General features: G+C 42.5%; 10 protein-coding genes and 1 pseudogene. 10 read left to right on the top strand and 1 reads right to left on the bottom strand.

Features of this window, described 5'->3' with window-relative positions; translation table 11 throughout:
- The 5 genes and pseudogenes from AC3E8G_RS09105 to AC3E8G_RS09085 all read left to right on the top strand — a co-directional run.
- Window positions 1-269, top strand: a pseudogene (locus AC3E8G_RS09105) (phosphate ABC transporter permease PstA); the annotation flags it as partial.
- An 11-nt stretch (window positions 270-280) separates the two neighbouring features.
- Complete coding sequence (gene pstB / locus AC3E8G_RS09100) at window positions 281-1,084, top strand: phosphate ABC transporter ATP-binding protein PstB (RefSeq protein ID WP_048689960.1); 804 nt, start codon at window positions 281-283, stop codon at window positions 1,082-1,084.
- Window positions 1,085-1,120: 36 nt separating this feature from the next.
- On the top strand, window positions 1,121-1,879 hold the full coding sequence (gene pstB, locus AC3E8G_RS09095) for a phosphate ABC transporter ATP-binding protein PstB (protein WP_048717263.1): 759 nt from the start codon (window positions 1,121-1,123) through the stop codon (window positions 1,877-1,879).
- Between the two features lie 14 nt (window positions 1,880-1,893).
- Entirely contained in the window at window positions 1,894-2,547 is a 654-nt protein-coding gene (gene phoU / locus AC3E8G_RS09090) for a phosphate signaling complex protein PhoU (RefSeq protein WP_006596567.1), read from the top strand.
- A 131-nt stretch (window positions 2,548-2,678) separates the two neighbouring features.
- The gene (locus AC3E8G_RS09085; protein ID WP_490677557.1) at window positions 2,679-5,222 is read left to right on the top strand and encodes a M1 family metallopeptidase; all 2,544 of its coding nucleotides are present in this window, start codon (window positions 2,679-2,681) and stop codon (window positions 5,220-5,222) included.
- Between the two features lie 55 nt (window positions 5,223-5,277).
- Here the strand turns inward: AC3E8G_RS09085 and AC3E8G_RS09080 are convergent, their stop codons facing one another.
- A complete protein-coding gene (locus AC3E8G_RS09080; protein WP_490677554.1) occupies window positions 5,278-5,820 on the bottom strand; it encodes a biotin transporter BioY in 543 nt (180 codons plus the stop codon).
- Between the two features lie 208 nt (window positions 5,821-6,028).
- On the opposite strand from AC3E8G_RS09080, the gene AC3E8G_RS09075 reads away from it, so the two are divergent.
- From AC3E8G_RS09075 to AC3E8G_RS09055, 5 genes are all read left to right on the top strand, one after another.
- On the top strand, window positions 6,029-6,625 hold the full coding sequence (locus tag AC3E8G_RS09075; protein ID WP_490677553.1) for a hypothetical protein: 597 nt from the start codon (window positions 6,029-6,031) through the stop codon (window positions 6,623-6,625).
- Between the two features lie 112 nt (window positions 6,626-6,737).
- On the top strand, window positions 6,738-7,412 hold the full coding sequence (locus AC3E8G_RS09070; protein ID WP_006596563.1) for a response regulator transcription factor: 675 nt from the start codon (window positions 6,738-6,740) through the stop codon (window positions 7,410-7,412).
- Complete coding sequence (locus AC3E8G_RS09065; protein WP_490677552.1) at window positions 7,402-8,775, top strand: sensor histidine kinase; 1,374 nt, start codon at window positions 7,402-7,404, stop codon at window positions 8,773-8,775. Before AC3E8G_RS09070 ends, AC3E8G_RS09065 begins: the two co-directional genes overlap by 11 nt.
- A gap of 365 nt (window positions 8,776-9,140) precedes the next feature.
- Window positions 9,141-9,527: a lactoylglutathione lyase gene (gene gloA / locus AC3E8G_RS09060; RefSeq protein WP_023022851.1), complete on the top strand. Its 387-nt coding sequence runs from the start codon at window positions 9,141-9,143 to the stop codon at window positions 9,525-9,527.
- Between the two features lie 210 nt (window positions 9,528-9,737).
- The gene (locus AC3E8G_RS09055) at window positions 9,738-11,108 is read left to right on the top strand and encodes a polysaccharide deacetylase family protein (protein ID WP_490677551.1); all 1,371 of its coding nucleotides are present in this window, start codon (window positions 9,738-9,740) and stop codon (window positions 11,106-11,108) included.
- Window positions 11,109-11,128: the final 20 nt, after the last annotated feature.

The raw sequence follows: 11,128 nt of genomic DNA, 5'->3' as shown, positions 1-11,128 counted from the left end.
CGGCCTTGATTTATACAGCTGGTCAGTCTGCCCCAGCCTTGGATTGGAGTAACTGGAACCTCTTTAGTGTGACCAGTCCGATCTCTATTTTCCGTCAAGCAGAAACACTAGCAGTCCACATTTGGAAGGTCAATAGTGAAGGAACCATTCCAGATGCGATTGAAGTATCCGCTGGATCTGCAGCAGTTTTGTTGATCTTTATTTTGATTTTCAACTTTGGAGCGCGTAAGCTCGGTACTTACCTCCATAAGAAATTAACCTCAGCATAAAAGGAGAAGAAATGTCAAAGTACAATTGGGATGAGAAACATATCATTACTTTTCCTGAAGAAAAAGTGGTCCTTTCGACCAAAGACTTGCATGTCTACTATGGTTCAAATGAATCCATCAAGGGCGTGGATATGCAGTTTGAGAAGAATAAAATTACAGCTTTGATTGGTCCTTCTGGATCTGGAAAGTCCACCTATCTTAGAAGTTTGAACCGGATGAACGATACCATTGATATTGCGCGTGTGACTGGTGAGATCTGGTATGAAGGGATTGACGTTAACCGTCCTGATATCAATGTCTATGAAATGAGAAAGCATATCGGGATGGTCTTCCAACGACCAAATCCGTTTGCCAAGTCCATCTACCGCAATATTACTTTCCCTCACGAACGTGCAGGAGTCAAAGACAAGAAGGTCCTGGACGAAATCGTAGAAAAATCCTTGAAGCAAGCAGCCCTCTGGGATCAGGTTAAGGATGACTTGCACAAGTCTGCTTTGACCCTCTCAGGAGGTCAACAGCAACGCCTTTGTATTGCCCGTGCCATCTCCGTCAAACCAGAGATTTTGCTCATGGATGAGCCGGCTTCAGCCTTAGATCCTATCGCAACAGCCCAGTTGGAAGAAACCATGCTGGAGTTGAAGAAGGATTACACCATTATTATCGTGACCCACAGCATGCAACAGGCTGCTCGTGCTAGCGATTATACAGGATTCTTCTATCTAGGCGATTTAATCGAGTATGATAAAACAGCCAATATTTTCCAAAATGCAAAACTCCAATCAACCAACGATTATGTATCAGGTCACTTTGGATAGGAATTGGTAACATAGAAACAACATAAGGATGAAAACATGACAGAACCAATTTTGCAAGTCAAGGACTTGTCGGTTTATTACAATAAGAAAAAGGCACTGAATAGTGTGTCACTGGATTTCACCCCTAAAGAAATCACGGCTTTAATCGGACCGTCTGGATCTGGGAAGTCTACCTTGCTCAAAGCCATCAACCGGATGGGCGATTTGAACCATGAGGTGACGACGACAGGAACCGTCATCTACAATGGTCACAATATCTATAGTCCACGGACCGATACGGTGGAGCTCCGTAAGGAAATCGGGATGGTCTTCCAACAGCCCAACCCCTTCCCTATGTCTATCTATGACAATGTCACCTATGGACTCATGATCAATGGGGTCAAGGACAAGCAAGTCTTGGATGAAGCAGTCGAAACTTCCTTGAAAAATGCCTCTATCTGGGATGAGGTCAAGGATCGTCTCCATGATTCTGCGATTGGGCTTTCAGGAGGACAGCAACAACGGGTTTGTGTGGCGCGTGTATTGGCAACCAGTCCAAAGATTATCCTTTTGGATGAGCCAACCTCAGCTTTAGACCCAATTTCTGCTGGGAAGATTGAAGAAACACTTTATGGCTTGAAGGATCGTTATACCATGCTCTTGGTGACGCGATCTATGCAGCAAGCTAGTCGGATCTCGGATAGAACGGCCTTTTTCTTGGATGGGGACCTCATCGAGTATGATGACACCTCAAAAATCTTCTTGAACCCTGCTCGTAAGGAAACAGAAGATTATGTATCAGGGAAGTTTGGATAAGAAAGGGAAAGTAAATGTTACGTGTACAATTTGAAGAAGATTTAGAAAAGCTTCATAACCAGTTTTATGCCATGGGAAATGAAGTCTTGACCCAGATCAACCGCACGGTTCGGGCTTTTGTCACTCATGATCGTGATCTAGCACGTCAGGTGATCGAAGATGATGCAGAGATTAACGAATATGAAGTGAAGTTGGAGCGCAAATCCTTTGAGATGATTGCCCTTCAACAACCGGTTTCTCAGGACCTTCGGATGGTTATGACAGTCTTAAAAGCTGTATCTGACGTCGAGCGGATGGGAGATCATGCGGTATCTATCGCTCGAGCAACCATCCGTATGAAGGGAGAACTTCGTAGTAAGGTTGTAGAAGAAGAAATCAGCAAAATGGGTCGAGAAGTCAAAGACTTTGTTGAAGCAACCTTGGAGCTCTACCTAAAAGGGGATGTTGAAACGGCCTATGAAGTAGCAACTCGCGATGAAAAGATTAATGAGTATTATGATCGTATTCAAGAGTTGGCAACGGAAGAAATCAAGCATAATCCTGACTTGATCATTACTGGACGTGATTACTTCCAAGTCATCAACTACTTGGAGCGTATTGGTGATTACGCTAAAAATATCTGTGAGTGGGTTGTCTACTTCGAAACTGGAAAAATTGTGGAATTATAAGAAAAGTAAGTCTGAGGTCATGATCTCAGACTTTTGTCTTTTTGTAGATCTGGTTTTGCCCCCTCTTACCTTACAGTTAGTAGGATTTATGATAGAATAGAAGGTGAGAAAAAATGAAGAAGGAGTTACTCATGCAAGCAGTTGCACATTTTATTGATACATTTGTACCTGAGCACTACGATCTATTCTTAGATTTGAACCGCTCTAGTAAAACTTTCTCAGGGAAAGTGATCATTAGCGGAGAAGCAAAAGAGACTCGCATCTCTCTTCACCAAAAGGATTTGACCATCGAAACAGTAGAAGTAGCAGGTCAAGCCCGTCCATTTACGGTGGATGATGACAATGAAGCAGTCTATGTTGAATTGGAAGGAACAGGTCAAGTGACAGTTACTCTGACCTATTCTGGTAAGATCACAGACAATATGACAGGAATTTATCCTTCTTACTACACAGTAGATGGTGTGAAGAAGGAAGTGATCTCTACTCAGTTTGAGAGCCACTTTGCACGTGAAGCCTTCCCAAGTGTGGATGAGCCAGAAGCCAAAGCGACCTTTGATTTGGCTGTGAAGTTTGACCAAGAAGAGGGAGAAATTGTTCTTTCTAACATGCCTGAAATCGATGTGGAAAACCGTAAAGAAACAGGGATTTGGAAGTTTGATACGACTCCACGTATGTCTTCTTATCTCTTGGCCTTTGCGGCTGGAGACCTTCAAGGAGTGACAGCTAAGACCAAGAATGGAACCCTAGTCGGTGTCTACTCTACCAAAGCTCACCCATTAGAAAACTTGGACTTCTCATTGGATATTGCCGTTCGTGCCATTGAATTTTATGAAGACTATTATGGTGTGAAGTATCCAATCCCTCAATCCCTTCATATCGCCCTCCCAGACTTCTCTTCAGGAGCGATGGAAAACTGGGGCTTGGTAACCTACCGTGAAGTTTATCTCCTTGTAGATGAAAACTCGACTGCCCAAAGCCGTCAAACAGTAGCCTTGGTGGTGGCTCACGAATTGGCTCACCAATGGTTCGGAAACCTCGTGACCATGAAATGGTGGGATGACCTCTGGTTGAATGAAAGCTTCGCCAATATGATGGAATATGTCAGCTTGGATGCCATCGAACCAAGCTGGAATATCTTTGAAGACTTCCAAACAACTGGTGTGCCTGCTGCCTTGAAACGCGATGCTACAGATGGCGTTCAATCCGTCCATGTGGAAGTCAAACACCCTGACGAGATTAACACCCTCTTTGACCCAGCCATCGTTTACGCTAAGGGTAGCCGTCTCATGCACATGCTTCGCCGTTGGTTAGGCGATGACGCCTTCCGTAAAGGGTTGAAGATTTACTTTGAAAAACACCAATACGGCAACACCATCGGTCGTGACCTTTGGGATGCTCTTGGGCAAGCTTCAGGTCGTGATGTCGCAGCCTTTATGGATTCTTGGTTGGAGCAACCAGGATACCCTGTTGTCTCAGCTGTTGTAGAAAACGATACCTTGATCATCCGTCAAGAGCAGTTCTTCATCGGAGAAAGAGAAGAAAAAGGCCGTAAGTGGGTTGTTCCTTTAAATAGCAACTGGACAGGTATTCCAGATACCTTGGATACAGAAGTCTTAGAAATTCCAAACTACAGTGCCTTGAAAGCAGCTAACAGCGGAGCTCTTCGCTTCAATACAGAAAATACAGCTCACTATATCAGTGACTACCGTGGGGAATTGTTAGAAGACATCCTTGCTGAACTTGCTAACTTAGATAGCACTTCAAAATTACAAGTGGTTCAAGAACGCCGTCTCTTAGCGGAAAGTGGTCAAATTTCTTATGCAAGCCTCTTGCCAGTGATTGAACACTTGACAGAAGAAAGTTCCTACTTGGTTGTTTCAGCTGTTTCGAGCGTCTTAGCTGGAATCAATCTCTTTGTGGATGAAGGAACTGAAACAGAAGTGGCCTTCCATGAGTTGTTGAAACGTTTGAACCGTTACAACTTTGAACGCTTGGGTCTAGAAGCGAAGCCTGGAGAAACAGAAGAAGATGAAAAAGTTCGTCAGCTAATGATTGCTAATATGATCAAGGCCAATGATGAAGCTGCAAAAGCACAAGCGAGCGCTATCTTTGAAGCACATGCCGATGATTTGGAAAAACTTCCAGCAGCTATTCGCTTGCAAATCTTGGTCAACCAAATCAAGCACCAGGAAACCAAGGAGCTTAGCCAACAATACCTGGATACCTATGTGAAGACAGTTGATGGAAACTTTAAACGCCAGTTGGCGGCTGCACTTTCTTATACCAAGGATAAGGAAACTTTGGAAGCTCTATTGAAGGAGTGGAAGAACAAGGATGTGGTGAAACCACAGGACTTGGCTATGAGCTGGTACTACAACTTCTTGCACGATGACTTTACCCAAGGAAGAACTTGGACTTGGGCGCGTGAAAACTGGGATTGGATCAAGAAAGCACTCGGTGGTGATATGAGCTTTGATAAGTTTGTCATTTACCCAGCTAATTGTTTCAAGACCCGTGAACGGTTGAATGAATACAAGGCCTTCTTTGAGCCTCAATTGGATGATATGGCGATCAGCCGCAATATCAAGATGGGAATCAAAGAAATTGCTGCTCGTATCGATCTCATTGATCGGGAGAAAGCAGCGGTTGAAACAGCCCTTCTAGCAACGAAATAAAGAAAAAAGCTCCTAGAGAGTGCTATGCAGATCTGCAAGTCTCTCTAAGAGTTTTTTATTTTTCTTTTTTGAAATAAGGGAGATGTTTGAGGTTTCGATATAGAATGACCGCGAAAATCGTTGTCAAAGTCATCTTAATCAAATCTGGTAATACAAAAGGTAGGACGACCAGTTTTACGGTGAGATCCAAAGTCTGGTGGGTAATGAGCATAAAACCTAAGGCCCCCCCAATAAAGAGAACGACTTCCCCTAAAGCGTTAGCAAGGAAGATGCGAATGGGTTGTCCTTTTTGGCCAGCAAAGATAGAAGTCACCAAAGCTCGAAGAGGGAAGAAGAGAAGGAATCCGGCAGTGGGACCGTAGAAGGAGCTGATGCCTCCGTTACCACCTGCAAAGACGGGGAGGCCAATGGCACCTAAGAGGAGGTAAATGAGAACGGAAAGGGTGGCTTCTTTTGGACGGTAGATGCTGGCGATCAATCCAATCGCTAAAGTCTGAAGCGTGATAGGAATGGGTCCAAGTGGGATTGTAAAAGGGGATAGGGCAGCAATCAGCGCTGCTCCAAGGGCAATTAATGTCATTGATTCTATTTTTTTCAAAACAGTAAACCTCTCTTTATTTTTATGGTAACTATTCTACAAAAAAGAAGGTAAGCCTGTCAAGTCCTCTATTCAGCTGTGACAAATGTCTCCTTTCTCATTTTAGGAAAGTTTAAGAAAAAATTTAGTCACGATTAAGGAAGAATCGGTAAACTATCCCTATCTAAACAAAGGCCTTGTTTAAATAAAAATATAAGGAAATGATAGAATGCAAACTTCGAATGAACAGAAGCAACAAAGAACTGAAAAAATGATTGTCGTTAAGAAAAGTCCTAAGTGGTGGGCAACTGCCGCAGCAACAGGAGGACTCATCGTTGGGATGACTGGTGGATTTGGCTTGGGAATGTTGGCGACAGCCAATACAGCTCCCCAACGCCAACAAGCAGCGGTAGCTACACAAAATAGCAATCAGCCTGCCCAAAATTCTCAAGGACAAAATGGCCATGGGAATCATCAAGAACAAAATGGACCTTCTAACTCACAAGGTTTTGATGGGCAAAATGGTGGTCCAGGACAAGGACAAATGAATAGTCAGCCTCCTCAAGGAGAGGGGCCACAAGGTGGTCAAGGACAAGATGGCTTTGGTGGTGGACTAGGCGGTATGCCACCGCAAGATGGCCAAAACGGTGGACCAGGACAAGGGAATAGGAATGGCCAACCACCACAAGATGGAGGTCCTCAAGGTCAACAAGACAACCAACAAAATGGGAAATCCAATAAAAAGTCCTCCAAGAAATCCTCTTCGAAAAAATCATCAAGCAATTCAAACAATTCATCAAAGGATGAGACAGGGACAGCAGGCTAAGAAAAAAGTTGAAATCGCTATCTGAATGCTACTGAATAAGGCCTTGTCATGTTATAATAGAGTAGAAAATACTCATCATCCTTGTGTGGAAGAATGAGAAGGAGAAGTACACATGATTAAGATTCTATTAGTAGAAGACGACCTCGGTTTGTCTAATTCAGTATTTGATTTTTTAGATGACTTTGCAGATGTCATGCAGGTCTTTGATGGAGACGAAGGCCTTTATGAGGCTGAAAGTGGCATCTATGACCTTATTTTGCTAGATCTCATGCTCCCTGAAAAAGATGGTTTCCAAGTTCTTAAAGAATTGAGAGATAAGGGTGTCTCCACTCCAGTATTGATCATGACAGCCAAAGAGAGTTTGGACGATAAGGGCCATGGGTTTGAGTTGGGAGCAGATGACTACCTGACCAAGCCATTTTACCTAGAAGAACTCAAGATGCGAATCCAAGCATTGTTGAAGCGCTCTGGTAAGGTCAATGAAAATACCCTATCTTATGGAAATGTAACCGTTAATCTCTCGACAAACTCTACGCTTGTTGAAGGGAAAGAAGTGGAGCTACTAGGGAAAGAATTTGATCTTTTGGTCTATTTCCTTCAAAATCAAAATGTTATCCTGCCAAAAACACAAATCTTTGATCGACTTTGGGGATTTGATAGTGATACGACCATTTCGGTTGTCGAAGTGTATGTTTCTAAGATTCGTAAGAAGTTAAAAGGAACTGACTTTGCAAAAAATCTCCAAACATTGCGTAGCGTGGGGTACATTCTGAAAGATGCTCAATAAAATTAAAAAAACTGTTAATGCGGATGACTTTTCTTATTTCATCCGCTATTTCGGACTCTTTACCTTAATTTTCTCAACCATGACCTTGATTATTATTCAAGTGATGCGGTCAAGTCTCTATACAACGGTTGATGAAAATTTAAAGATGCTGAGTAAAGATCGTTATTCTATTATTAGCTTGGCAAATCGTACAGGAAATGGGATGGGAAGAGACGAACCAGCTGATGACCGACCAGAAGATGATGAACCTGGTCCCGAGGATGGCCCTAGACCATCGGTCACTTCTAATAGTACAGCCATCCTTTTGAATGATAAATTTGAAAATGTGACGACGGATAATGGTTTCCTGGATCTAAAAACAGTGACCTTTAGTCGTAGCTATTTAAATAAGATCAAGCAGATTCAAATCACCAACCATTATAAGCAGAAGGAAAGCTATCGGGCTTATTTGGTGGATATTGACCCTGATGATTATATCGATGGGGTGAAATACGCCGTGATCATGACCAATATCAGCCAGTTGGAGCAGACTAGTGAAAAACACGAGAGCCAAATCGCCTTGGTCATGATTTGCTTCTGGGGCATTTCCCTCTTTGCAAGTATCTTCCTGGCTAAAATCAGTGTGAAACCTCTCTTAGAGAGCATGAATCGGCAGAAGGCTTTTGTCGAAAATGCTTCTCATGAATTGCGGACACCTTTAGCTGTTTTGCAAAATCGTTTGGAAGCCCTGTTCCGAAAACCAGAGGCAACGATCATGGAATCCAGTGAGAACATCGCCTCCTCTTTGGATGAGGTTCGCAATATGCGCTTACTGACGACCAATCTCTTAAACTTAGCCCGTCGAGATGATGGGATTAAACCTGAGTTTTGTGAAATCCCTCCCTCTTTTTTCGACCAAACCTTTGCCAATTATGAAATCATTGCCGAGGAAAATGATAAAATCTTCGAGTATGAGAATCAGGTCGAAAGGAGTCTGGTGTCTGACAAGGTCCTACTGAAACAGCTGATGACCATTTTGTATGATAATGCCCTCAAATACACAGAGGAAGAAGGAAAGATACGGTTTGTCGCCCAATTCAAGGATCGCTATCTCTATCTTCGGGTAGAGGATAATGGACCAGGGATTGCAGACGAAGATAAAAAGAGGATATTTGATCGATTCTACCGAGTGGATAAGGCGCGGACCCGTCAAAAAGGTGGTTTTGGTTTAGGCCTATCCTTAGCCAAGCAAATCGTAGAAGCCTTTAATGGTACCATTACTGTTCGAGATAACAAGCCTAAAGGTGCTATTTTTGAAGTGAAACTAGCAACCAAGTCAGACAGTAAAAAGAAATCAACTTCTAAATCAACGAAAAACAAGTAAAGCTGAGGAATCTTTAACTTAGATGAAGCAAAAGACTTCTAAAACTTTCCAAAGGTGAGAAGGGACGTCAGCGAACTTCTACGAAGTTCCATGACTTAGTTTTGAACCTAAGGTTTCAAAACTCCCCTGTGCTTGAAACATAACTGTTTCAAGCACTTTTCTCACGGCGGAAAGTTTCAGAACCTACATGGATGGCGCTCATAATAAGGAGTTGTTCTTATTTTTTAGAATAACTTGGCTTATTTTATATAACATAAGTTTTTCGATAATTTAGGCTGAGGAATCCTCAGCTTTTTCATCTATTTCAAATAATCGCTATTTTTGCCTGACTAGTGTATAATAGTAAAAAAAGAAAGAGGTGTCGTATGGCTTCAAAAATGTTACACACTTGTTTGCGAGTGGAGAATTTAGAAAAATCAATTGCCTTTTATGCAGATGCGTTTGGCTTTAAGGAATTGCGTCGCAAAGATTTTCCTGAATACAAATTTACTATTGTTTATCTTGGTTTAGAAGGGGATGACTATGAGTTGGAATTAACTTACAACTATGATCATGGTCCTTACGTCATTGGAGATGGCTTTGCCCATGTTGCCTTGAGTACGCCAGACCTTGAAGCCCTTCATGCAGAGCATAAGGAAAAAGGTTACCAAGTGACAGATCCTAAAGGCTTGCCAGGAACGCTTCCAAACTATTACTTTATTGTGGACCCAGATGGCTACAAAGTCGAAGTGATTCGTGAAAAGTCCTTATAATCAGCATCATATAACATGTGATAAAGAGCAGGTGTTACCACATCTGTTTTTTTTTTTCTGCTTGAAAATTGTCGGTTCAAAGTGACAGGAGTTAGGACTGAGCTACTTTAATTTCCTTATAATATATTAGGTTTTATTTTCTAGATTCTAGAGTTTTCTACTGTTTTTTGGTGATAAAATTGCTATAATAAGAGTATGAAGAAATCCTACTTGAAAATACTTATTCTCATCCTCCTCAACCTCCTTTTCATCGGGGGGATTTATCTTGCTTATCAGAAGATTGAGGAAGCACGCGCTATCAAAAATTATAATCAACAGTTTTCCAAAGCAATCCAGGAAGAAGAAGCAGTTGAAAAAGACAAAGATACCATTCTTCAAAAAGGAATGGTCGGTCACTCATATGTTGCTGCCTACTACCCGAAAAATAACGAAGAACCTATCGCAGTGGTCAAAGAGAGAATTTTGGCTGACGTTGGCTCTCTTCCCCAAGAAGAGAAGAAGAACCAGCAAGCAAAAGAGCTATTGTTCTATCATACCGAACGTTCAGAAGACCCATTTGTCGGGGTTCATCCTTATCAGGTGAAGAAGACCCAGTACAAATGGAAAAACGGCAAGTTCATCAAAGATGGGATCGACAAACTACCCCTCCTTTATCTAACGGATGAGGGGACGGTCTTCCAATTCTCCCAATTGTTTACGGATGCTGATTTAGCCAAAGAAACCCTCTTAACAGAATTGCGTTCTCAGCTGGTCTTCCTACAGCTAGGGGAAGATCGAATCGAAGAGCTGATGCAAGCTGTCTCAGCAAGTGATATGGCAAGCTGGCAGTTCACCTATAATCAAGGGGTTCTTTCCATCACCCTTCCAGTTACTATTGAGGGGATGGAAACCTTCGATGTCCCACTTTCGAAGCTCTATGATGTGATTGATTCTGCTCGCCTGAATCCTGGAGATCTTCAAGCTTATGAGGCCTACCAAACCCAACGACACGCTAAGATGGTTGCCTTGACTTTTGATGATGGCCCAGATCCAACGACGACTCCTCAAGCGCTAGATATCCTCAACAAATACCATGTTAAAGCGACTTTCTTTATGCTTGGGAAGAATGTCTCTGCCTATCCGGAAGTGGCTAAACGGGTCCGTCAGGAAGGACATGAAATCGGGATCCATACTTGGAACCACCCTGTCTTAACTAAGTTGCCTTTGGAGTCAGCTCAAAAAGAAATTATGGATACCAAAGAAGTGATTCAAAAGGTGACTGGAGTGCAAACGAAGATTACTCGTCCTCCTTATGGCTCGATTAATAGTGCCATTCAATATGCAGTGGATCAAGCCTTTATCATGTGGGATGTGGACACCTTGGATTGGAAGAGTCATAACACCGAAGCGATCTTAGCAGAGGTGAAAAAACAAGTTAAACCAGGATCAATTATCCTAATGCATGATATTCACCAAACGACAATCAATGCCCTCCCAGCTGTGATTGAATACCTTCAATCGCAAGGCTACACTATCGTCACGGTTGATGAACTCTTAAACCACCAAGTGGAAAGTCATCGCCTCTATTACAATCGGAATTAAAAAAATCGTTCGTAGAATTA

The sequence above is a fragment of the Streptococcus sp. SCPM-O-B-15294 (M123) genome (assembly GCF_058200455.1).
The sequence above is the reverse complement of the archived record's forward strand: the minus strand, read 5'-3'. Positions and strand labels throughout refer to the sequence as shown.

Bases quoted from the DNA above. Each gene is read 5' to 3' on its own strand.
- pstB (WP_048689960.1), top strand. From the start codon at position 281: ATGTCAAAGTACAATTGGGATGAGAAACATATCATTACTTTTCCTGAA.
- gloA (WP_023022851.1), top strand. From the start codon at position 9,141: ATGGCTTCAAAAATGTTACACACTTGTTTGCGAGTGGAGAATTTAGAA.
- AC3E8G_RS09085 (WP_490677557.1), top strand. From the start codon at position 2,679: ATGCAAGCAGTTGCACATTTTATTGATACATTTGTACCTGAGCACTAC.
- AC3E8G_RS09070 (WP_006596563.1), top strand. From the start codon at position 6,738: ATGATTAAGATTCTATTAGTAGAAGACGACCTCGGTTTGTCTAATTCA.
- AC3E8G_RS09075 (WP_490677553.1), top strand. From the start codon at position 6,029: ATGCAAACTTCGAATGAACAGAAGCAACAAAGAACTGAAAAAATGATT.
- pstB (WP_048717263.1), top strand. From the start codon at position 1,121: ATGACAGAACCAATTTTGCAAGTCAAGGACTTGTCGGTTTATTACAAT.
- phoU (WP_006596567.1), top strand. From the start codon at position 1,894: ATGTTACGTGTACAATTTGAAGAAGATTTAGAAAAGCTTCATAACCAG.
- AC3E8G_RS09065 (WP_490677552.1), top strand. From the start codon at position 7,402: ATGCTCAATAAAATTAAAAAAACTGTTAATGCGGATGACTTTTCTTAT.